This is a genomic window from Streptomyces sp. NPDC007945 (assembly GCF_042958885.1).
Taxonomy (GTDB): Bacteria; Actinomycetota; Actinomycetes; order Streptomycetales; family Streptomycetaceae; genus Streptomyces.
In genome coordinates this window covers 1-21,815 of record NZ_JBIBJV010000006.1, presented here as the reverse complement: position 1 = coordinate 21,815, position 21,815 = coordinate 1, and the positions used below count along the sequence as shown (strand labels likewise).

Annotated in this window: 21 protein-coding genes; 9 read left to right on the top strand and 12 right to left on the bottom strand. The window is 74.4% G+C overall.

Annotated features, from left to right (window positions below; genetic code table 11):
• The first annotated feature begins 133 nt into the window (after positions 1-133).
• The 3 genes from ACFZCF_RS19775 to ACFZCF_RS19765 all read left to right on the top strand — a co-directional run bounded on the left by ACFZCF_RS19775 (position 134) and on the right by ACFZCF_RS19765 (position 3,844).
• Positions 134-1,240 (top strand): magnesium and cobalt transport protein CorA, encoded by a 1,107-nt coding sequence (locus tag ACFZCF_RS19775; RefSeq protein WP_388446284.1) that lies wholly within the window; start codon positions 134-136, stop codon positions 1,238-1,240.
• A gap of 378 nt (positions 1,241-1,618) precedes the next feature.
• Positions 1,619-2,476 (top strand): hypothetical protein, encoded by an 858-nt coding sequence (locus ACFZCF_RS19770; RefSeq protein WP_388445032.1) that lies wholly within the window; start codon positions 1,619-1,621, stop codon positions 2,474-2,476.
• A gap of 105 nt (positions 2,477-2,581) precedes the next feature.
• Complete coding sequence (locus tag ACFZCF_RS19765) at positions 2,582-3,844, top strand: MFS transporter (protein ID WP_391287657.1); 1,263 nt, start codon at positions 2,582-2,584, stop codon at positions 3,842-3,844.
• 52 nt (positions 3,845-3,896) lie between these two features.
• Here ACFZCF_RS19765 and ACFZCF_RS19760 read toward each other — a convergent pair whose 3' ends face one another.
• Complete coding sequence (locus ACFZCF_RS19760; RefSeq protein ID WP_391287656.1) at positions 3,897-4,463, bottom strand: DM13 domain-containing protein; 567 nt, start codon at positions 4,461-4,463, stop codon at positions 3,897-3,899.
• 80 nt (positions 4,464-4,543) lie between these two features.
• Positions 4,544-6,748: an RICIN domain-containing protein gene (locus ACFZCF_RS19755; RefSeq protein ID WP_391287654.1), complete on the bottom strand. Its 2,205-nt coding sequence runs from the start codon at positions 6,746-6,748 to the stop codon at positions 4,544-4,546.
• 245 nt (positions 6,749-6,993) lie between these two features.
• On the opposite strand from ACFZCF_RS19755, the gene ACFZCF_RS19750 reads away from it, so the two are divergent.
• The gene (locus tag ACFZCF_RS19750; RefSeq protein ID WP_391287652.1) at positions 6,994-7,983 is read left to right on the top strand and encodes a substrate-binding domain-containing protein; all 990 of its coding nucleotides are present in this window, start codon (positions 6,994-6,996) and stop codon (positions 7,981-7,983) included.
• A gap of 15 nt (positions 7,984-7,998) precedes the next feature.
• Here the strand turns inward: ACFZCF_RS19750 and ACFZCF_RS19745 are convergent, their stop codons facing one another.
• The 5 genes from ACFZCF_RS19745 to ACFZCF_RS19725 all read right to left on the bottom strand — a co-directional run bounded on the left by ACFZCF_RS19745 (position 7,999) and on the right by ACFZCF_RS19725 (position 12,638).
• On the bottom strand, positions 7,999-8,850 hold the full coding sequence (locus tag ACFZCF_RS19745; RefSeq protein WP_391287650.1) for a YhjD/YihY/BrkB family envelope integrity protein: 852 nt from the start codon (positions 8,848-8,850) through the stop codon (positions 7,999-8,001).
• Between the two features lie 91 nt (positions 8,851-8,941).
• Complete coding sequence (locus ACFZCF_RS19740; protein WP_388445015.1) at positions 8,942-9,733, bottom strand: DUF4239 domain-containing protein; 792 nt, start codon at positions 9,731-9,733, stop codon at positions 8,942-8,944.
• A 166-nt stretch (positions 9,734-9,899) separates the two neighbouring features.
• Positions 9,900-10,772, bottom strand: a complete 873-nt coding sequence (locus ACFZCF_RS19735) for an alpha/beta fold hydrolase (protein ID WP_391287647.1) — start codon at positions 10,770-10,772, stop codon at positions 9,900-9,902.
• A gap of 437 nt (positions 10,773-11,209) precedes the next feature.
• Positions 11,210-12,151 carry a M48 family metalloprotease gene (locus tag ACFZCF_RS19730; RefSeq protein ID WP_391287645.1) on the bottom strand — a complete coding sequence of 314 codons (942 nt, stop codon included), beginning with the start codon at positions 12,149-12,151 and terminating at the stop codon, positions 11,210-11,212.
• A gap of 4 nt (positions 12,152-12,155) precedes the next feature.
• A complete protein-coding gene (locus tag ACFZCF_RS19725; protein WP_391287642.1) occupies positions 12,156-12,638 on the bottom strand; it encodes a BlaI/MecI/CopY family transcriptional regulator in 483 nt (160 codons plus the stop codon).
• Positions 12,639-12,787: 149 nt separating this feature from the next.
• On the opposite strand from ACFZCF_RS19725, the gene ACFZCF_RS19720 reads away from it, so the two are divergent.
• Positions 12,788-13,027 carry a twin-arginine translocase TatA/TatE family subunit gene (locus ACFZCF_RS19720; RefSeq protein ID WP_388445004.1) on the top strand — a complete coding sequence of 80 codons (240 nt, stop codon included), beginning with the start codon at positions 12,788-12,790 and terminating at the stop codon, positions 13,025-13,027.
• A 35-nt stretch (positions 13,028-13,062) separates the two neighbouring features.
• Here the strand turns inward: ACFZCF_RS19720 and ACFZCF_RS19715 are convergent, their stop codons facing one another.
• Entirely contained in the window at positions 13,063-13,668 is a 606-nt protein-coding gene (locus tag ACFZCF_RS19715; protein ID WP_391287640.1) for a TetR family transcriptional regulator, read from the bottom strand.
• A 95-nt stretch (positions 13,669-13,763) separates the two neighbouring features.
• Complete coding sequence (locus ACFZCF_RS19710; protein ID WP_391287638.1) at positions 13,764-15,005, bottom strand: alanine racemase; 1,242 nt, start codon at positions 15,003-15,005, stop codon at positions 13,764-13,766.
• Positions 15,006-15,295: 290 nt separating this feature from the next.
• Here ACFZCF_RS19710 and ACFZCF_RS19705 point away from each other — a divergent pair, with 290 nt between their 5' ends.
• Together ACFZCF_RS19705 and corA are read left to right on the top strand one after the other, a co-directional pair.
• A complete protein-coding gene (locus tag ACFZCF_RS19705) occupies positions 15,296-16,627 on the top strand; it encodes a D-arabinono-1,4-lactone oxidase (protein ID WP_388444996.1) in 1,332 nt (443 codons plus the stop codon).
• A gap of 58 nt (positions 16,628-16,685) precedes the next feature.
• Entirely contained in the window at positions 16,686-17,771 is a 1,086-nt protein-coding gene (gene corA, locus ACFZCF_RS19700) for a magnesium/cobalt transporter CorA (protein ID WP_388446281.1), read from the top strand.
• Positions 17,772-17,982: 211 nt separating this feature from the next.
• Here corA and ACFZCF_RS19695 read toward each other — a convergent pair whose 3' ends face one another.
• Genes ACFZCF_RS19695 through ACFZCF_RS19685 form a run of 3 tightly spaced genes read right to left on the bottom strand, consistent with a single transcriptional unit; the run spans position 17,983 to position 20,609 of the window.
• Positions 17,983-18,588: a TetR family transcriptional regulator gene (locus tag ACFZCF_RS19695; protein ID WP_391287636.1), complete on the bottom strand. Its 606-nt coding sequence runs from the start codon at positions 18,586-18,588 to the stop codon at positions 17,983-17,985.
• Positions 18,589-18,633: 45 nt separating this feature from the next.
• On the bottom strand, positions 18,634-19,611 hold the full coding sequence (locus ACFZCF_RS19690; protein ID WP_388444990.1) for an NAD-dependent epimerase/dehydratase family protein: 978 nt from the start codon (positions 19,609-19,611) through the stop codon (positions 18,634-18,636).
• A 44-nt stretch (positions 19,612-19,655) separates the two neighbouring features.
• Positions 19,656-20,609 (bottom strand): ScbA/BarX family gamma-butyrolactone biosynthesis protein, encoded by a 954-nt coding sequence (locus tag ACFZCF_RS19685; protein WP_388444987.1) that lies wholly within the window; start codon positions 20,607-20,609, stop codon positions 19,656-19,658.
• Positions 20,610-20,737: 128 nt separating this feature from the next.
• Between ACFZCF_RS19685 and ACFZCF_RS19680 the strand changes: the two genes are divergently transcribed.
• Both ACFZCF_RS19680 and ACFZCF_RS19675 read left to right on the top strand, forming a co-directional pair.
• Positions 20,738-21,415, top strand: a complete 678-nt coding sequence (locus tag ACFZCF_RS19680) for a ScbR family autoregulator-binding transcription factor (RefSeq protein WP_388444984.1) — start codon at positions 20,738-20,740, stop codon at positions 21,413-21,415.
• Positions 21,416-21,557: 142 nt separating this feature from the next.
• Positions 21,558-21,815, top strand: a 258-nt coding sequence (locus ACFZCF_RS19675; protein ID WP_391287634.1) for an acyl-CoA dehydrogenase family protein, incomplete at its 3' end; no start/stop codon positions are given.

Sequence of the window (21,815 nt, the reverse complement as noted above, 5' to 3'; positions counted from 1 at the left end):
GGCGGGAACCGTGCCGTCGGCGGACACGCCCCGGCGGCACGATTCCCACCCATATATCCTGATGATCGCCTCCTCCCCGGCCGTGTTCGGGAAGGGTGCGGAGGCCCAGCAGCAGTCGACGGAGGTACGCATCGTGTCCGAACGCCGCCCCCGCGCGGCCCGGCGCCGCCAGCCGGAGCCCGCGCCGGCTCCCGTGGCCCCGGAGTCCTCCGCCGAGGCGCCGAGCGTCATCCAGGCGACCCTGTACCGGGAGGGCCGCAAGGTGGCGTCGCCGGCGACGCTGGCGGAGACGTACCGGCAGCTGCGGGAACACCCGGACGGCATGGCGTGGATCGGCCTGCACCGCCCGACCGAGGAGGAACTCCACTCGCTGGCGGCCGAGTTCGACCTGCACGAGCTCGCCGTTGAGGACGCACTGGAGGCCCACCAGCGCCCGAAGCTGGAGCGGTACGGCGACACCCTGTTCGTCGTCCTGCGCGCGGCCCGCTACCTGGACGCGCAGGAGGAGGTCGACTTCGGCGAGCTGCACGTCTTCGTCGGCCCGGACTTCCTCATCTCCGTCCGGCACGGCGCCGCCCCGGACCTGTCGGCGGTCCGCCACCGCATGGAGGAGAACCCCGACCTGCTCGCCCTCGGCCCGGAGGCCGTCCTCTACGCCATCCTGGACGCGGTCGTGGACGGCTACGCCCCGGTCGTGGCCGGCGTCCAGAACGACGTCGACGAGATCGAGACCGAGGTCTTCGGGGGCGACCCGGCCGTCTCCCGCCGCATCTACGAACTCTCCCGCGAGATGGTCGAGTTCCAGCGCGCCACCCGCCCCCTCGTCGGCATGCTCCACGGCCTGATGGCCGGCTTCGCGAAGTACGGCACCGACGAGGAGCTCCAGCGCTACCTCCGCGACGTCGCCGACCACGTCACCCACACCAGCGAACGCGTCGACGGCTTCCGCCAGGCCCTCACGGAGATCCTCACCGTCAACGCCACCCTGGTCACCCAGCAACAGAACGCGGAGATGCGCGCGTTGGCGGAGGCCGGCTTCGAACAGAACGAGGAGATCAAGAAGATCTCCTCGTGGGCCGCCATCCTCTTCGCCCCCACCCTCGTCGGCACGATCTACGGCATGAACTTCGACCACATGCCGGAGCTGCACTGGGCGGCCGGCTACCCGTTCGCGGTCCTGCTGATGGCTGTCGTCTGCACGAGCCTGTACGTGATCTTCAAACGCAAGGACTGGCTGTAGCCGCCCCACGGCGCTGACGCCGGCACCCCCGTCGAGCAGGTGCCGGAGCAACGGCGCCCCCGGCTCGGGCGCGAGCCGCGAGCCGCCGAGCGGCGCGTGCGGCACGCTCATGTCGCCAGGGGCGGCCGTCGCGCCGTCGCGCCGCGCCGTAGGAGCCCGCCCGGGCGCCCTACGCCAGGCCCCGCCCCACCCCGCCCCACCCCCTCGTCCTCGCACCGTGGGGCGCCTCGGCGCGGCGCGGCCCGACGGAGATCCGCGCGATCCCTCTGAGGGAATTCCCACCCTTTCGGAATACCCCCCGGGGGTATATGGTTCTGATCATCGTCCAGAGCGGACGGCGACGCGGGGAGCCCGCGCGACAACCCGAGGAGACACGTCATGAACGACCACATCGGCCACGACGGTCACGGCGCCCACGGCGGGCAGGGCCACCACGGCGGGCACGCTGGACACGGCGGGCCCGGGGGGCTGGCGGTCTCGGTGGACGGGTACACGCTCGACGTCGACGCGAGGATCCTCACCGCCGGGCCGCGCCGGCCCGTCGGCTTCCGGGTGATCGGGCCCGACGGGGAGCCGGTGACCGACTTCGTCGCCGAGCACGAGAAGGAGCTGCACTTCATCGCCGTCCGGCGGGACACGGCCGGGTTCCAGCACGTCCACCCGGTGCGGGACGAGAAGGGCGGCTGGAGCACCGAGCTGGACCTGGAGGCCGGGGACTGGCGCTTCTTCGCCGACATCCACCCGGCCGGCCACGACGGCACCCTGACCCTGGGGATCGACGTCGCGGTCGCCGGAGCGTACGCCCCGCGCCCGCTCCCCGAGGCCACCCGGACCGCGCGGATCGGCGCGTACGCCGTCACCCTCGACGGCGCCCTCGTGCCCGGCGAGGCGAGCGAGCTCACCCTCACCGTCCACCGCGACGACCGGCCCGTCACCGACCTGGAGCCCTACCTGGCCGCCTACGGGCATCTCGTCGCCCTGCGCGTCGGCGACCTGGGCTACCTCCACGTCCACCCGGAGGGCCACCCGGGCGACGGGGTCACCGCGCCCGGTCCCGAGATCGGATTCGTGGCGGTCGCGCCGACGGCCGGCACCTACCGCCTGTACCTGGACTTCCAGCACGGCGGCGTCGTCCGCACCGCCGAGTTCACCGTGCACACCGCGGAGGCCGCGCCCGCGCACGGCCGGCCGCCTCACACGGGCGGGACGCACCACGGACACCACGCGCACCACTGACGGAAGAGCGATCCCCATGCCCGACGACTCCCCCGGCTGTCTCCGCGGGGCGCGGCCCCCACCGCCGGGGCCGCCCCCGCCGCATGGACACGGAAGGAAACCGCCATGCGCCTCTTCGCCCTCCGCGACTACCGCCGCCTGTTCGGCGCCCAGGTCATCGCCCTGTTCGGCACCGGGCTGACCACGGTGGCCCTCGGACTCCTGGCCTACGACCTCGCCGGTCCGGACGCCGGCGCGGTGCTGAGCACGGCCCTGACCGTCAAGATGGTCATGTACGTGGTCATCGCCCCTCTGGCCGCCGCGTACGTCGACCGGCTGCCCCGGAGGACCTTCCTCTTCGTCCTCGACGTCCTCCGCGGCGCGGTGGTCCTGGCCCTGCCGCTGGTCACCGAGGTCTGGCACGTCTACGTGCTGATCGGCCTGCTCCAGGCCGCCTCGGCCGCCTTCACCCCCACCTTCCAGGCCGTCATCCCCGACATCGTCACCGACGAGTCCGCCTACACGCGCGCCCTGTCCGCCTCTCAGGTGGCGTCCACCATGGAGAGCCTGCTGAGCCCGGTCCTGGCAGCGGTCGCCCTGACGTTCCTGAGCTTCGACCGCCTCTTCCTGGGCACCTCGGCCGGGTTCCTCCTCTCCGCGGCGCTCGTCCTGTCGACGCGCGTCCCCGACGCCCGCCCCAACGGCCACGCCAAGGCGTGGGACAAGGCGGCGGCCGGGATCAGGACCTTCCTCGGGACGCCCCGGCTGCGCGGCGTCCTGGCGCTCCACCTGGTGGTCGCGGCGGCCGGTTCGATCGTCGTCGTCAACACCGTCAACCACGTGCGGGACGTGCTCGGCGGCACGCGGTCGGACGTGGCGTGGATGCTCGCCGCCTCCGGCACCGGCACCCTCCTGGCCGCCCTGGTCCTCCCCCGCGTCCTCGACCGGGTCGCCGCGCGCACCGTCATGACGACCGGCGCCGGGGTCCTGACCGGCGGCACCGTGGCCGCCGTCGCGCTCACCGCGACCGGCCTCCTCACCTGGACCGCCACGGCCCTCGTCTGGAGCGCGATCGGGGTCGGCATGGCGCTCGTCGTGACGCCGACCGGCAAGGTCGTGCGCGCCTCGGTGGCGCCGCACGCGGTCCCCGAGGCGTTCGCGGCCCAGTTCTCGCTGTCGCACCTGGCCTGGCTGGTGACCTATCCCCTCGCCGGGTGGCTCGGCACGGCCGCCGGCTTCACCGTCACCTGGTCCGTCCTCGCGGTCCTCGCCGGGGCGGGGGCGACCGGTGCCCTCCTGCTGTGGCCGCGCCACGAGGGACGGGCGACCACGGCCGCCGGCCTCGCCGCGCCCGCGCGGGACCGGTCCACCCTGGTCAAGGCCGCCTGACGCGTGTACGGCCGGGGCCGGACCCCGTGGGGTCCGGCCCCGCCGTACGCCGTCAGGCGCGGGCGAGAGCCGCGGCGCCGAAGGAGACGTCGAAGCGGTCGCACCAGATGCTGACGCTCGGGTACGCCGACCAGTCGACGCCCGGGGGCAACGGGTAGTTCTGGTCGCCCTTGTTGCCCTTCAGCTTGGCGAGGTCGACGTACGCCCCGTCGTCGAAGACGGACCAGCCCGCCCTGCCCTCCTTCACGGGGGCGTCGCTCAGCCAGACGCGCAGGTCGGGGCCGTTGCTGGTGTCGAGCCCTTCGAGGCGGAGGGTGTGGCTGCCGTCCGCGAGGCGGACGATCTTCACCGTGCCGGTGGTGGCGTGCTCGTGGCTGATGAAGCCGCCCCGCGCGACCGTCACCGGGCCCGCCGGGGACGGAGTGCCGGCCGGCGGTCCGCCGGGGGCCGCGCTCGCGGTGGCCGTCGCGGGGGCGGAGGGCGCGGACGGCAGTGCCTCGTTCACCGTCTCGTCCACCCACAGCGCCCAGGGCTTGAACCACACCAGTCCGGCCACCGCCACCACCAGGCCCGCGACGGCCACCGCGATCCACCGCCGCTTCCTCGTGACACGCTCCATGGCGTCTCCCCTTCCCCGTGCTCCCCGTCGGTCTTCCGGCATGCCCATGATGACCTACGTCCGTCCGGCCGTGGCCCGGGTCAGCGGATCGTCCAGCGCTGCCGGGCGCTTCCGGTGTCCGGCTGCTGCGTGACCTGGGCGCCGTTGGCCGTGGACGCGGTGGTCAGGAGGAGTCCGCTGCGGACGGAGGCGACGGTGGTGGTGCCGTCGGGGAGCGTGGTGAGGGTCCAGCGCTGGTTGGCGCCGCCGTGGCAGGTCCACTGGACGACCCGGGCGCCGGCGGCGGTGGAGCCGCCCTCGACGTCCGCGCACTTGCCGGAGGAGAGGTTGCGCAGTTCGTGGCCGCCCTCGGCGTGCGGGGTGAGGGTCCACTTCTGATTGGCGCCGCCGTTCGCGGTCCAGGTGACGAGCCCGGTGCCGTTGGCGGTGCCGCTGTCCGGGTTGTCGAGGGCCTTGCCCCCGGTGGTGAGGGTGACCGTCCGGGGGGCGGCGCCGACCGGGGTGAGGGTGAGGGTCTGCTCGGCCGCGGTCCGGCCCGCGCCGACGGGGCTGCCGCTGGTGTCGGTCCAGCTGCGGGCCGGGGTGGTCTCGGCGGTGCGGGTGGCGGTGGCGGAGAGTCCGAGGACGAGGCCGCTGTGGCGGTTGACCAGTTTGTACGTGCCGGTGGGGGCGTTGTCGGCGGCGGAGGCTCCGGGCAGGACGAACCAGTCCTGGCCGGTGCCGGAGGCGGCCGCCGTCACCGTGGGTTTCGTGCCCCACGCGCGCGTGGCGGCGCCGTGGGAGGCGACGCCGAGCAGTCCGCCGGTGGCGGCGTTGGCGATGCGGTAGGAGCCGTCGCCCTTGGCGGTGAAGGTCCAGTGCTCCAGGGCCGATCCGGTGGCGGCCGCCGTGGACGTGGTGGCGGAGCCGCCGGACACCTGGGCCAGGACCCGGCCGCCGCCGGCGGCGATCCGGTAGGCGCGCCCGGTGTCGACGGGTGCCGCGGGCTCGTTCGTGCCGATGCTCAGGTTGACGTACTCGCCGCTCGCGCCGCCGGAGCAGCCGAAGGAGCAGTAGGCGCGGAAGTCCTTGCCGACGATGCCGGAGGAGGTGCGGTTGCCCGCGTCGAGGAACCAGCGGTACCAGGACGCGGTCCGGTAGCTGCCGGTGTCGCCGAGCCGGAACCACTTCTGGGTCGTCAGGTCGGCGGTGGCGTAGATCTCCTGGGGGGCGTCGCCGCTCTGGTCGACGGCCTGCGGCTCGCCGATGTAGAGGCCGAGGTGGGCGTTGTAGGTGATGTCCATGACGAAGAGCGGGGAGGTCGCGGGGGTCAGTCCCGCGGCGACCTGCTGGGCCACGGTGCCGGCGTTGGCGGGGTCGTACTCGGAGGCGGTCGGCACGTAGCCGGTGGTGCTGCCCGCGCCGACCGGGACCATGGTGGACTCGCGGCCCCCGACGCCGGGCTGGGTCCAGGCGCCGTCGTACCACTTGCGCCAGGAGCCGGGCGCCATCTTCCCGGAGATCGGGGCGCGGGCGACGTGCCCGTAGAACGCGGCCCAGCCGCCGCCCTTGTTGACGATCCGGGAGCCGTAGAAGGCGTAGAAGTAGCCGGAGGCGGTGTCGACGAAGAGCCGGGGGTCGCCGGTGCCGTAGTGGTAGGTCTGCTGGGGGAAGGCGGCGGTGTCGCCGCGGTCCGTGCTGTACGGCGAGGTGATGACGTGGTCCTTGATGGTCCACGTCCTGCCCTGGTCCTTGGAGACGGCGTAGTCGATGCCGTCGTAGTGGATGCCGTCGGCGAAGGGCTGGGGGGTGAACTCGTTGTGGACGAGGCCGTACCAGTCGCCGGTGTCCGGGTCGACCCACAGGCCGGTCAGGTCGCAGTAGTTGCGGTGGGCGTAGCCGCTGCCGGCCGGGGCCGGGGTGGACTCGACGCCGGTGACGCTGTTGTTGCAGCGCCAGGTGGTGTCGTTGTTGCGGTCGGCGGAGTTCGCCGGGTTCACCGCGTCGCTGATGGCCGCGGAGCGGGCGGCGGAGTCGAAGTCGGTGCCGGTGTAGAAGGTCCACCTGCGGGGGTCGGTCGCCCCGTAGAGGGCGTGGGCCTGCTGGTAGTAGAAGGTGCCGTCCTTGTCGACGTACGGGCTGGCGGGGGTGTCGTCGGGCCGGTTCCAGGTGCCCTTGGCGCCGACGGTGACGGTGTAGGTGGCGGTCGCGGAGGGGGGCGCGGCGGTGGGGGCGGGGGCCGGTGCGGGGGCGGCGAGCGCCGCACCGGCGGACACGGCGAGGGCCGCCGCGACGAGCGTGCTCACGAATCGGCTGCGCGGAAGGTGCACGAGTACTCCCTGGGTGGAGGAGTCGGGCCGCTGACGGCTCGGACCCTAGGGCTCATTTGACCGGTAAAACAAGAGCTCTGCGTCCGGTGACTCTCTTTCGGTCCAAGGGAGTTGGCCGGTGGTCGGCGGTACGGGGAGCCGCGTCGGCGCCTTGACCGCAGGTGGGGGCCCGGTTACGTTGCGAGCCGGCGGGAGCGACGGGCGGGGGCGACGGGGGCGTCATGGTCACCATGCGGGACGTGGCGGAGCGGGCCGGCGTCACCAAGCAGACCGTCTCCAACGTCGTCACCGGGCGGGTGGCGGTGCGCCCGGCCACGGAGGCGCGCGTCCGCGCCGCGATCGCCGAGCTCGGCTACGTACCGAACCTGGTGGCCCGTTCGCTCGCCACCGGCAGCAGCCGCACCGTGGGGCTCTTCGTGCCGACCGTCTCGGTGCCGTTCTACGCGGACGTGGTCGAGGAGGTCGAGGACGCCCTGGAGGAGCGGGGGTACCGGCTGCTGCTCTGCACCACCCGTCTCGACGGCGAGCGGGCCCGGCGCCATCTGGCCGCGCTCGCCAGCCGCTCCGTCGACGCCCTCCTGATCGCCGGCGACCAGGACCTCACCGGTCATCTGCCGCTGCTCGCGGACGCCCGCTTCCCGGTGGTGCTCTGTGCCTGGGAGGCCGCGCTGCCGGGCGGCTTCCCGGTCGTCACGGTCGACTACGAGCACGGCGGCCACCTCGCGGGCCGCCATCTGCGGGCGCTCGGGCACGAGCGGGCGCTGGTGCTCGCCAGCCCCGCGCACACCGTCCGCGCCGCCGGGTTCCGGCGGGCCTTCCGCGAGGACGGCGTCGAGCTGCCCGAGGACGCGGTCAGGACGGCGGCGGAACCCACCTTCCGGGGCGGGTTCGACGCCGCCCTCGACGCCCTGCGGGACCGCCCGGACACCACGGCCGTCTTCGCCACCCACGACGTCCTCGCGGTCGCCGCCGTGGAGGCCGCCCGTTCCCTCGGCCGCGCCGTCCCCGATGACCTGTCCGTCGTCGCCCACGACGACACCCCCGCCGGGCTGCTCTCCGGCACGGCCCTGACCAGCGTCACCCTGCCCAAGCGGGCCATGGCCCGGCAGGCCGTCGACCTCGCCCTCGCCCCCGCCGCCCCCCGCACGGCCGTCCCCCGCCTCCTCCTCCCCACCCTCACCCCGGGCGAGAGCACCGCGCCGGCCCGGTGACGGGGGCGGGGCGGGTCAGTCGCCCCGCGGCTCCCCGATCCGGTCGGTGCCGAGCCGGCGGGCGAACGCCGGTTCCCGGGCGAGTACGGCTCCGATGGTGAAGGCGAAGGTCAGCGCGGCGCAGACGGCGATCAGCCAGGACAGCAGGGTGAGGACCAGACCGAGGGAACCGTACTCGGCGAGGGCCCGGTTGAGCGCGCCCGGCATGTACAGGTGGGCGGTGACGCCGAGCGCGGTGGAGGCGGCGGCGCCCAGCACGGCCCCGGGCAGCAGCGGCAGCCAGGGGACGCGGTTGGCGAGCAGGAGGTGCTGGGTCCAGAGCCAGACGCCGGTGGCGAGGACGAAGAAGAGCGGGAAGCCGAGCCAGGCGCCGGCCCCGAAGCCGTCCCGGATCGGCGCCTGCAGGAACACGACGACGACCAGGGCGATCAGCCAGACCGCCCACCGCCAGGCGGCGATCCGGGTGCGGGCCTTGGGCAGGCTCCAGGCCCGCTCGCAGACCCGGGCCATGGCCCGGCTGAAACTGGTGGCGGAGATCAGGGCGACCAGGGCGCCGACGGCGCCGCTGGTCTCCCGTGCCGTGTCGTCGGCGCTCCGGTCGAAGACCTGCTGGAGCTGCTGGTCGGCGGCGCCGGTGAGGCCGAACATGGCGCGCAGGGACTCCCGGAGCTGGTCGCGCACCGGGGCGGGGGCGAAGGCGGCGAGGGCGAAGAGCAGCGGGATCGCGGCGAGGAAGGCCTGGGCGGCGAGGCGGGTGCCGGCGTCGAGGAGGTTGCCCCCGACGAGCCGTTCGGTGACCTCGGTCAGCACCGGGAAGCGCCGCTCGGCGCCGGCGCGCAGGCTCCGCAGCCGGTTCACCCACGACATCGCGCCGCCTCCCGCCCCGCCTCGCCGGTCCTTCCGCCATGAGACGCCGCCGCCGCTCCCCCGGCCATCCGGCGGCGGCCGATCGGGCGGCTCACGGCTCCCAGTACCGGGCCAGCGCGCCCTCCTTGTACGGGGCGGGGCTGACGCCGAGGTCTCCGGCGAAGGGACGGTCCAGGACGAGGACGAGCAGCAGGCTGAAGCCGATCAGCGCGGCGACCGAGGCGACGAACAGCAGTTGGATCCGCAGCCGCCGCATCCCGTAGAGGAAGGTCAGCGGGATGAGGACCAGCGCGCCGCCGAAGGCGAGTACCTGGAGCAGCGGCGGCAGTTCCTGCTCGGCCATGGTGATCCGGGCGCGGCGCTGGGCGGCGACGTCGTTGAGGTGGGCGACGGCCTCCTCGTAGAACACCTCCTCGCGGGCGCCCTCCGGTTCGTACGCCTGGAGGACGTCGAAGGCGTCGACGAGGCTGCGCTCGGTGGCGCCGTACCGCGGCACGCCGTCGCGCATGAGCGGCCACTGTTTCTCGACGACGGCGTGGACGTAGTCGCCGAGCGCGGCGTCTAGCCCGGCGCGGACGGGCGGCGGGAAGGCGGCGGCGTCCCGGGCGATGAGGGCGACGTCGGTGGCCTCGGCGGCGACGATGGTCTGGGTGGTCTCGCGCTGCGTCCACAGGGTGACGATGACGAAGGCGAGGATGATCCCGTAGATCGCGCCGAACATCCCGAGGGTCACGCCGACCATGTCGTTGTGCTCCCCCGCGGCGAGCGAGGGGTGGCGGCGCCGGAGCAGCACGCTGCCCGCGACGGCGAGGGCGACGGTCCCGCCGACGAGGACGAGGGAGAGGGTGAAGGAGCCGAGGTGGTTGAGCAGCCAGAGCGACATGGGCGCGGAGTCTAGGGACCGGGCGCGCGGCCTCCGGGCCACCACCGAGGCGTGCGCCCCCGGCGCGGGGGACAGTGCACACCATCGGGTGACGCGGCCGGACGGCCCGGTGTCCACCGTGGGGGTACGGCGGCCACCGGGCGGCGGACCGGAGCGGCCGGGCGGGTCAGGTCAGACGGGCGAGGAGGTCGGCGAAGAGCTCGGGCCGGTTCCAGTAGCCGACGTGCGAGGCGGGCAGGGTGTGGACGTCGAAGGGGTGGTCGGGGGTCAGTTCGTCCGCCTTGCGGATCATGTGGTCCTGGACGGCCGGGGTGAGCGCGCGGTCGGCGGAGAGGCGGACGTAGGTGGGGCGGACCCCGCGCCAGGCCTCGGGCCGGATCAGCGCGGCCGGTTCGAGGACGGCGTGGTTCTCGTCCGCGTCGAGCGTGTCGAGGAAGTGGCGGAAGAGGGGGTCGGGGGCGTCGGCCATGATGGCGGCCTTCAGCGCGGCGAAGGCCTCCGGGTCGGCGTGGGCGCGGCGCCAGTCGAGGCGGACGACGCCGGGGTCGCCGGCCGGCGTCTCGTAGGGGACGGCGACGCGGGCCGCGGCGGCGTCGAGCAGGTTGTCGTCGGCGACGTCCCACGGCTCGGTGAGCATGGCGGGGTCCGCGAGGCACAGCGCCGAGAGGTACACGACCCGGTCGACGAGTGCGGGGGCGGCGTTGACGACGGCGGTGAGGGTGAGACCGCCCAGGCTGTTGCCGGCGAGGACCACCGGGCCGTGGGCGGCGAGCCGGCGCAGGACGCCGACGACGTGCCTGACGTTGTCGGCGAGGGTGGCCCCGCTCATCGGGGAGGGCTCGTGGGTGAGGGCGGTGCGGTCCGCACCGGGCCGGTGGTAGGCGGCGGGTCCGGTGGCCGAGTCGCCGTGACCGGGCAGGTCGACGGCGTACGAGCGGTGCCCGCGCAGGGCCAGCTCGTTGCGGAGCGGGGTCCAGGCACGGGCGTTGCTGGAACCGCCGTGCACGAACACGAAGGTGGGGCGCTGGTCTGAGCGCATGGGAGGGTTCCTCGTCATCCTGAGGCGAAAGGGTGGACGCGTGGACCCCGGGACCGGCGGACGCGAAGGCGGGCGAAAGCACGCGGGAGCGCGCATGCTCGCGGAGACGCGGAAGCCCGCGGGCATGCGAGGGCGCGCGGGAACGCACCGGGAAGCACCCGTGGCGGGCACGCGGACGGGCCGGAGCCGTGGTCAGCGCGCGGAACGGAGCCGGTTCGCCCGGAAGTTCGGGATGACGGAGCACATGGGCCCGACCGTAACAGCCCTCCGCCGCCTCCGGCCACGCCTTTCCGGGCCGGTGACGCGTCCCAGGAGGCAGCCGGGGCGGGCAAGGAGCCGGCCGAGGCGCGGGGCGTCGTCCGCGACGCCGGCTTCGCCCCGGACCGCTCCGCCCGAAGGCGGCCCCTGGCCCCGGGAGGGCGCTCCGCCGGCGGCGTTCAGAGCGGGGTCGCCGCCTTGAGGACCGCGTAGAGCGTCAGCGCCGAGTTGGCCGAGGAGAGCGCCGAGACGGTGACGCCGACGACCGCGCCCCACAGGGCGAGGCCGACGGCGGTGCCGGCCGGCGGCCAGGCGCGCGGGGACGGCGGGGGCGCCAGGAGCGCGGCCACCCGGCGCGGCACGGGCCCGGCGACGGCGAAGCCCGGCAGGACCGCGGGCCGGGCACCACCGGAGGCCAGCGCCGCCCGCCCGATGGCCCGCGCCACCACGCGCCGGCTGCCGACCCGGACGGCCGCCTCCTCGTCCGCCCATCGCTCCGCCGAGTACGTGACGGCCGTCCGCAGCGGGCGCAGGAACGGATTGGCCGCGGCGGCGAGGCGCGTCACGAGCAGCAGCCGGTCGTGCCGCCCCGTCAGATGGGCCCGCTCGTGGGCGAAGAGGGCCCGCCGCTCGGCCGCTCCGAGCCGGGCGAGCATGCCCCGGCTGACCACGATCCGCCCCCGGGAGCGGCGCGTCGGCGCCGGCAGGGCGTACGCGTACGGCTCGGGGTCCGGCAGCACCGCGACCGGCGTGTCCGGCAGTCCGGCGAGCGCGCGGGCGGCCCGCCGGCGGACACTGCGGTGGCGCAGCAGCACCCGGCCGCAGACCGCGACCAGCGCGAGGAGCGCCGGGATCGCCGCCCGGCCCGCGATCTCGTCGTAGGGGACGGCGGCCCGCACCTCGGGGTCCGACCAGGCGTCCGGCAGCGGGTTGCCGGGCAGCTGGGCGGTGCCCACGACCATGAGGAGGGCGAGGCAGAGCGTGCTGCAGACGGCGAGCACGGCGGCGACGGCGGTGAGCAGCCGGGTCGCGGAGCGCGGGTGGAGGTGGTGTTCGGCGAGGCGCGCGACGGGCCAGGCGGTCAGCGGCAGCACGAGCGGCAGGAAGACGAAGACGCCCACGGGGTCAGTCCTCCCCCTCCGCTTCCTCCGCCGGTCTCTCCGCCGCTCGCTTCACGGAGTCCTCGCCCGGATCCTCCATCGATTCCTCCGCCGGCTCCTCCGCCCGGGCCAGCAGCTCGCGCAGGAGCTGCTCGTCGGAGGCGGGGAGGGTGGTGACGAAGCGGGTGAGGACGGCCTGGCGGTCGCCCTCGCCGTCGAGGAGCCGGCGCATGCGGAGCGCGGCGAGCCCGGCCTCGTCGGCGACGGCGGTCCACTCGAAGGAGCGGCCGGTGCGCTCGCGGGCGACGGCGCCCTTGGCATGGAGGCGGGTGAGGATGGTGATGACGGTGGTGTACGCGAGGTCTCCACCGAGCCGTTCCCGCACCCCGCCCGCGGTGACCGGTCCCCCGGCGGCGTGGACCGCCGCGAGGACCTGCGCCTCCAGCTCGCCCTGCCCGCGCCGGCGCGTGCCGCCGCCTTCCGCCGCTTCGGCGTCCCTCTTCTTCACCGCTCGTCCGCCTTCCCGTTCCCGGCCGCTCGTCCGCGCCACCCGGGTGCCGTTCATCGTTCGGGGGGCGACCCTACCCCGTTCTTCTACGTCCCTGTAGATTGACGCGGGTAGGACCCCCGTCCCGTCCCCGCCAGGAGTGTCATTCCATGTTCGGTCTGAGCGAGATCGCGATCCTGCTGGTCGTCGTCGCCCTGGTGGTCGGCGCGAAGAAGCTCCCGGAGCTCGCCCGCAACGCCGGCAAGGCCGCGCGGATCCTCAAGGCCGAGGCGCGGGAGATGAAGGCCGACGGCACCCGACGGGAGCCGGCGGCCACGTACACGATCAGGGAGACCCCGGCCCAGACCCAGACCCAGGCCCAGGCCCCGGCCGCCGCCGAGAAGCACTGACGAGAAGCACCGACCGGAGACGCCGCCTCCCGGCGTCAGGCTCCGGGGAGCGGCTCCGCGACCGAGGCCAGGTAGCGGGCGTACTCGTCGAGCGCGGCCAGCGCCTGCTCGTCGTCGCGGTCGATCAGCCACGTGAGGGTCAGGCCGTCGAGGACGCCGAGGCCGTGCCGGGCGAGGACCGCCGGGTCGACGGTCCAGGCGAGGCCGGCCGCGCGGGCCATCGACTCCAGGTAGGCGCGGTTCACGTCCAGGTAGTGCCGGTACTGACGGCGGGCCAGGTCGGCGAGGCCGGGGCGGCGCAGCGCGTACTGGGTGACCTCGTACGTGATCAGGTGCTCGTCCGGGCGGGCCAGGACCTGCTCCCAGTAGGCGCGGAGCACGGCGCGGACCTTCTCGAAGGGGGTGGCGTCCTCGGGGTGCGCGAGGTCCGCGGGCGGCAGGTTCCGCTCCATGATCCGCTCGATCACGGTCTGGAGCAGCTCCTCCTTGGAACGGAAGCAGTAGTGGAAGGCGCCGAGCGGCACCCCGGCCTCGGTGACCACGGCCCGGGTGGTGGTCTGGTCGACCCCGTCGCGGATCATGACCCGGATCGCCGCCTCGGCCAGCTGCTCGCGGCGCTCGGCGGCGGAGAGTCGGGGCATGGCGCGGGCTCCTCGGATGTCGTGCGGGCGGGCCCGGGGGTGGCGGGCCGGGTCAAGGTACCGCAGGGGGCGCGGCGGGATCCCGGTCCCGCCGCCTACAGGAAGGCCATGCCCTCGCCGCGGTAGGTGGGGACGGCGTCGACGATCCGGTCGTGCTCGACGAGGTGGAGGGTGTCGACGCGCTCGCACAGCTCGCCCGCCTTGGCGTGCCGGAACCAGACGCGGTCGCCGACCCGGAGGGTGTCGGCCGCCGGTCCGGTCAGCGGGGTCTGCACCTCGCCCGCGCCCTCGGCGCCGAGCATCCGCAGCCCGGCCGGGTGGACGGGGACGGGGAGCCGGTCGGGGCCGGGCGCGCCGGAGGCCGTCCAGCCGCCGCCGAGGACGGTGACGTGGCCGGGGGCGGGGCGGCGGACGACGGCGAGCGCGAAGAAGGCGGCGGGCAGCGGGCTGAAGCCCCGGTAGTGGTCGAAGAGCGCGGGGGCGTAGAGCCCGGACCCGGCGCCGAGTTCGGTGACGGCGGGCTCGGCGGAGGTGGACTCCAGGCTGCCGGTGCCGCCGCCGTTCACGAACTCCAGCGGCGCCACCTCCCGTACGGCGCGGACGGCGGCGGCCCGGCGGGCGCGCAGCTCGCGGGCGGAGAGCCGCTGGACCGCGCGGACGGCGGTGCGCATCGGCCGGGCCTGGGTCGGCTGGGCGTCGCCGACGCCCGCGATCTGGCCCTCGTACGCCATGACGCCGACGAGCCGCAGCCGCGGGCGGGCGGTGACGGCGCGGGCGAGGGCCGCGGCCTGCGCGGGGGCGTGCAGCGGGGAGCGGCGCATGCCGAGGTGGACGCGGCCGCCGAGCAGCCGCAGGGAGGCGTCGAGGTCGAGGCAGACCCGCACGGGCGGCCCCGAGGGGCCGATGGCCGTGGTGAGGAGGTCGAGTTGTTCGGGCGAGTCGACCATGACGGTGACCCGGGCGGCGGTGTCCTCGTCGGCGGCGAGGCGGCGGAGCGCGTCGGTGTCGGCGGTGGGGTAGCCGACGAGGACGTCGGCGGCGGGGTTCCGGGCGGCGAGCCAGAGGGCTTCGGGGAGGGTGAAGGCGAGGACGCCGGAGAAGCCGGGGCGGGCGAGGACGTCGTCGATGAGGGCGCGGCAGCGGAGCGACTTGCTGGCGAGGCGGATCGGTTTGCCGCCGGCGCGGCGGGCCATCTGGGCGGCGTTGGCGCGCAGGGCGCCCAGGTCGACGACGGCGAAGGGCGGTTGGAGGCCGGAGGTCGCCTTCTCCAGGTCGGCGAAGCCGGCGGGGCGCGGGGCGGGCTCAGCGGCTGCGGCGTCGGGGCGGGCGCTTGCCATGGTGGGCGGCCTTTCGTGGACCTGTTCGGGGACCTGCGGACCCGTCCGGGAACCTGCGGACCCGTTCGGGGACCCGCTCGGGGAGCGTGCGCGGCTTCTCCGGAACCGGTGGCGACGCCGCCACGGTCTCTTGGTCGTCCGTCCAAGTCAAGACTCCCCGACCCTTGACTTGGACGCTTGTCCAAGTTCACCCTTCCGGACAGCGAGAACCGGCGGTAACCCGCCACCGCCCCGGGGGAAAGCTCCCCGGACGCCCCGCCCGACCGCCCGCCCCGAAGGGACCGCCCGGCATGAGCAGCAGCGAGAACGGCGCCGTCTGGCGCAACTGGGCCGGGAACGAGGAGGCCCGCCCCCGGCGCGTGCTGCGCCCGGCGAGCACCGAGGAGGTCGCCGCGGCCGTGCGGGACGCCGTACGGGACGGACTGCGGGTCAAGGCGATCGGCGCGGGCCACTCCTTCAGCGGGGTCGCCGTCGCCCCCGGCGTCCAGCTCCGCCTCGACCGGCTCGACGCGGCCTTCTCCGTGGACGCGGAGAGCGGTCTCGTCACCGTCGGGGCCGGCATGCCGCTGTGGAGACTGAACCCGCTGCTCGCCTCGCACGGCCTGGCCCTGGAGAACATGGGCGACATCGACCGTCAGACGGTCTCGGGCGCGATCTCCACCGGCACCCACGGCTCCGGCGTCCGCTTCGGCGGCATCGCCACCCAGGTGCGGGCGCTCGAACTCGTGCTGGCCGACGGGTCGGTGACGACCTGTTCGGAGACGGAGCGGCCGGAGCTCTTCGCGGCGGCCCGGGTCGGTCTCGGGGCGCTCGGCGTCATCACCCGGGTCACCCTCCAGACCGTCCCGCTGTACGCCCTGCACGCCCGGGACGTCTCGACGCCGGTGGCCGAGACCCTCGGCCGGCTCGACGAACTCGTCGCGGAGAACGACCACTTCGAGTTCTTCTGGTTCCCGCACAGCGAGACCACGCTCACCCGCCGCTTTCGCCGGCTGCCCGGCGACACCCCCCTCTCCCCCCTGGGGGGCCTCTCCCGGCGCCTGGACGAGGCCGTGAGCGGCCCCGGCTTCGAGGCGCTGAACCGGCTCGGCACCCGGGTGCCCCGCCTGGTGCCGCCGATCACCCGCTTCGCCGCGCGCGCGATGTCCTCCCGGACCTGGACGGACCACGCGTACCGGATCTTCGCCTCGGTGCGCGACGTCCGCTTCCACGAGGGCGAGTTCGCGATCCCCCGCGCCCACGCGACCGAGGCGCTGCGCGAGCTGCGGAAGTGGATCGACGCCCACGGGGAACCGGTGTCGTTCCCGCTGGAGGTCCGCTTCGCCGCAGCCGACGACATCTGGCTCTCCACCGCGCAGGGCCGGGAGAGCTGCTACATCGCCTTCCACCAGTACCACCGGATGCCGTACCGCCGGTACTTCGACGCCTGCCAGCGGATCCTCGGCTCCTACGGCGGCCGCCCGCACTGGGGCAAGATGCACGACCTGGGCGCGGAGGACCTGCGTCCGCTCTACCCGCGCTTCGACGACTTCGTGGCCCTCCGCGACTCCCTCGACCCCTCCGGCGTCCTCTCCAATCCGTACCTCGACCGGGTCCTCGGCGCACCTCCGGGGGCGGGCTGACGGCACGGCCGGGCGGTGGCACACTGGCCCGGTCTGCCGAAGGAGTACCACCGTGTCCGTGATCCAGCGTCTGCGCACCGCCGTCCGCCGGACCTATCGCCGCACCGTGGACCTGAGCCACCCGGCGCGCTCGCCGCTCGGCAGCGCGGTCGTCAACTGCGTGGTGTACGCCGACGGCGTGCGGCGCACCGTCCGGGGCGGGGGCGCGGAGGAGGCGCTGCGCCACGTGCGGCGCACCGGCGACGGCTTCGTGTGGATCGGCCTGCACGAGCCGGCCGAGAAGGAGCTGACGGTCCTCGCGGAGCTCTTCGGACTGCACCCGCTGGCGGTCGAGGACGCCGTCCACGCCCATCAGCGCCCCAAGATCGAGGAGTACGACGGGGTGCTGTTCGCCGTCCTGAAGACGGTCCGGTACGTCGAGCACGAGGAACTGACCGCCACCAGCGAGGTGGTGGAGACCGGTGAGCTGATGGCCTTCGTCGGTCCCGACTTCGTCATCACCGTCCGGCACGGCGGGCACGGCTCCCTCGGCCCGCTGCGCGAGGCCCTGGAGGAGCTGCCCGAGCAGCTGGCCAAGGGCCCGTCGGCGGTGCTGCACGCCGTCGTCGACCACGTGGTGGACGACTACCTGGCCGTGGCGGACGCCGTGCAGACCGACCTCGACGCGATCGAGAACGCGGTCTTCTCCTCGCAGACCGACCGCCGCGACGCGGGCCGGATCTACCAGCTCAAGCGGGAGCTGCTCGAACTGCGCCGGGCCGTCGCCCCGCTCGCCCGCCCGCTGACGGCCCTGGCGACCCGGCCGATGCCGCTGGTGGACCCGGAGATCCGGGCGTACTTCCGGGACGTCACCGACCACCTCTCGCGGGTGACCGAGCAGATCGCCTCGTACGACACCCTGCTCGACTCGGTGCTGCAGGCGCACCTGGCGCAGGTGACGGTGGCGCAGAACGAGGACATGCGGAAGATCACCGCGTGGGCGGCGATCGTCGCCGTGCCGACCATGGTCTGCGGCGTCTACGGCATGAACTTCGAGCACATGCCGGAGCTGCGCTGGACCTACGGCTACCCGGTGGTCCTCGGGGTGATCGCGATCGCCTGTTACGTCATCCACCGGGGCTTCCGGCGCAACGGCTGGCTCTGAACGGGGTCGCCCCGTCCGCGTCGGCCGTCTTCGTCGCCGTCTTGGCCACCGTCTTGGTCGTCGACTCCGTCCGCGGGGACGAGCGGACCCGGCGACGGCGCGAGCTCATCGCGGACCCGGTCCGCACCCGCCGGGAACTCGCGGCCGCCGAGCGGGGCACGGTCCTGTCGGCCGCGGTCCCCCGGCCGCGCCCCGACCGGCTCGCCCCGGGTCAGCCGGCGGGCGCGCCGCCCGGGTGGGCGACCCGCGCGGTGATGCGGGCGATCCGGCGCGCGGACTCCTCGGGCGGCGCGACCGGCTGGACGATGTGGCTGACGGTGAGCCGCACGATGGTCTCGACCGCGAGCCCCCGCGACTCCTCGTCCACGTCGGGCCAGGCCTCGACGGCGTACGCGTCGAGCAGGGTCATCGCGGTCCCGAAGACCGGCTCGGTGCGGGTGGTGAGGTACGCGAGGAGATCGGCGTCGGCCCCGCCCCGCGCGGCCAGCAGCACGCTCTTGATCAGCGGATTGTCGACGGCCTGCTGGAGCGTGTACTCCACCCCCGCCCGCGCGGCCCCCTCCAGGCTTCCCCGGTGCGCGTCCAGCTCCCGCCGGATCCCCACCAGGAACCGCTCCAGCTCGCGCCGCACGAGCGCGCCGCCGATCGCCTCCTTGGAGCCGAACTCGTTGTAGAGCGTCTGCCGGCTGATCCCCGCGGCCCGCGCGATCGCGGTCATCCGCAGCACGCCCCATCCGTCGGCCGCCACGAGTCCATGGGCGGCATCGAGCACCTGCTCCCGGAGCAGGGACCGCACACTCTCACGGAAACTGGTCATCGTGCCCCCACCTTAGACGCGCCGTGCGGTCGCGGAGGTGACGGACTATGTCCGTTCCGCGCGCTCGGCGAGAACTCGCCGGTACCAGCCCAGATGGCGGGGGAAGACGGCGGTGAAGCCGGGGCCGGGGCCGCGGCCGAAGTCGGTCCAGGGGCGTTCGTCGGCGAACCAGTGGTCGAGGCCGAACATCTCCAGGTGGTGGGCGGCCAGCGGGTTCCCGGCCAGCAGCGCCCTGGCCTCCTCGAACTCCACGACGGGGCCCCGGGCTTCCCGCACCGGCTCCGGGAGCAGGGGCTCGACGGCGGCGAGCAGCTCCTCGTCGGAGACCGGGTCCGGGTGGGCGAGGTAGTACGCGCCGGGCCTGGTCGCCGGGGAGAGCGCCGCGCCGACCAGGGCGCCCGCCAGGCTCTCCACCTCGATGAGCGAGTGCAGCGAGCCGTTTCCGGCCAGCGGCCCGGGCAGCGCCCCGAGCAGCGTCAGGATCCCGGGGACGACCTGCCGGTCCCCGGTCCCGTAGACCAGGTGCGGGCGCAGCACGGTGCCGCCGGCGTCGAGGACGTGCCGCTCCCCGGCGGCGCGGGTCCGGCTGGTCGCGGACACCGGGGCGAGCGGGAGGGTGTCCGGCGCGGCGGCGCGGAACGGGCCCCGGCCGTGGACGGAGGCGGTGCTGAGGGAGACGATCCGGCCGGCTCCGGCCCGGCGGGCGGCGTCGACGAGGTCGCGGGTGCCGTGCTCGTTGACGGCCCGCAGCAGCTCCTCCTCGCCGCCGATCGCGGAGGCGCAGTGGATGACGGCGTCGACCCCTTCGCAGGCCCGGCGCAGGCTCTCGGCGTCGCGGACGTCGCCCTGGACGGTCTCGACGACGGGCCCGCCGCCGGCGGTGCCCGGGTGGGCGGCCGGGGCCGCGTCCGGGTCCCTGACGAGCAGGCGCACCCGGTCGAGGTCGGGGTGCGCGGCGGCCGCGGCGGCGACCCGGCCGCCGATGAAGCCGGTGGCGCCGGTGACGAGGAGGCGGGTTCCCATGACGTTCTTCCGGTGAGAGGGGGTGGACGCGGCCGGACCGGCGGTCAGCCGGCGAGCCGGCGGTCGACGTCGGCGAGTGCGACGGCGCCGGTCGGCGAGGAGAAGGTGCAGGCGAAGACGGACCGGCCGTCCTGGCGGCCGGAGACCCGCACGGCGTACGTCTCGGGGTCCGGGGCGGGGACGACCTCGGCCGTGATCCAGCACGGGGTGTCGAGCTCGACGTACCGGTGGAAGGAGACGTTCATCACCGAGGGGAAGAACTTCTCCGAGCCGACCGTGGCGTGCGCCGCCTGGCGGGCCGCCTCCAGGAGCAGCATGCCGGGGACGTGGTCGTTGGGGCGGCGGAAGAGCGTGCGGTGGCCGGTGTCGATCCGCAGCTGCCACTGACCGGGCAGGGGGCCCGCGCCGAGGACGACGTCCTCGGGCCGCTCCCGGCCCACGGTCTGGGGGTCGATGCCGGGTATCAGCGGCACCGGGCGGCCGAGGAGGGCCAGCTGGGGGCCGCGGATCCGGCGGTACGCGGCGGCGGAGGTGCAGCTCGCCACGCCCCGCCCGGTCGCCACGAGGCGTCCGTCCCGGGTGAGGACCGTGGTGGTGCGCAGCGCCCGCAGCCCCCGGCCCCGGCCGCGCACGTCGGAGAGGATCACGTCGACGGTGAGGTCCGCGTCGCCGTCCTCGATCAGGAGCGCGTCGGGCTCGGCGTCGTAGGAGAGGTCCCAGAGGACGAACTGCGACTCGACCGGGACGCCGTACTCGGCGTGGGCGATGAGCATCGTCGCCTGGCGTATGGTCTCCGCGACCAGAATCGGATCGTGCCGGTCGCCAGCGACCGGGGAGAAGAAGGGATGCTCGGTGGACCAGGCGGCGGAGACGGAGAATCGATTCTCCGCGAGCTGCTTCCAACCGGTGGGGATGATGTCCAGGGGATCGTGCCGATGGACGAACTCTCCCGGGACCGTCGTCCCCGTCGTCTCCCTGAGTGGATTGCGCCGGTCCATGTTTCCCCCTGTGACCCTTCCCCCCGGGCGTCGTACCCGGCCCGGCGTAGGGTACGTACGGTCCGGTTTCTTTTTCAATGCTTCACGTCACATGGCGAAAGCACACAGTGAGACAGCGGGAGGGCCCTGTGGCGCAACAAGCGCGTGCCATCCGAACACGACGGACGATCCTCGAAGCAGCCGCCACCGTCTTCGCGGAGCGCGGATACGAGCGGGCCACCGTCGGGGAGATCCTCGCGCGCGCCGGAGTGACCAAGGGTGCGTTGTATTTCCACTTTGCATCCAAGGAAGAGGTCGCCATGGGCGTCCTCGACGCCCAGCTGCTCGACGAGCCGCTCACTCCGCAGGAGGTCAAGCTCCAAGAGCTCATAGACCAGGGCTTCCTGCTGGCCCACCGCCTCCAGCACGACCCGCTGGTGCAGGCGAGCGTCGCGCTCGCGCTGGACAGTGGGGCGGTGAGTGTCAACCGCGCGATCCCGTTCCAGGCCTGGGTCGACCAGGTCTCGGACATCCTCACCGTGGCGCGGGCGCGCGGCGAGCTGCTCCGCCACGTGAACGTGACGGACACGGCCGAGCTGTTCTCCGGCGCCTTCACCGGGATCCAGACGATGTCCGCGGTGCTGTGCGATCGCAATGATCTTCCGCATCGGACGACGGTGCTGATGAAACACCTGATCCCGTCGATATGTACGCCGTCGATCCTGCTGGAGCTGGACATGAGCGCCGAGCGGGCGCGCGCCCTCGCGGCCGAGTACGAGGCCGGCCGGCACCGTCGGGACGACGTCCCGGCCGACGTCCACGCCTGACCCGAGCGTCCACAGAAACATACCGACCGGTCTTGTAAGCGCCCCGACGGCCCTCCGCCGCCGGGGCGCTCTGGCGTCATGGCACTGAGTGTGTTTTGCTGAGGGTACTCAGTGCCACACGCATTCCAGGGAGCTCGACAGCATGGGCAAGGACTTCGACCTGTACCGGACGTCGGAGGAGCACGAGATGCTCCGGGAGTCGGTGCGTGCGCTGGCGGAGGCGAAGATCGCTCCGTTCGCGGCGGCGGTGGACGAGGAGGGGCGTTTCCCGCAGGAGGCCCTGGACGCGCTGGTCGCCAACGATCTGCACGCGGTGCACGTGCCGGAGGCGTACGGGGGTGCGGGCGCGGACGCGCTGGCGACGGTGATCGTGATCGAGGAGGTCGCGCGGGCGTGTGGT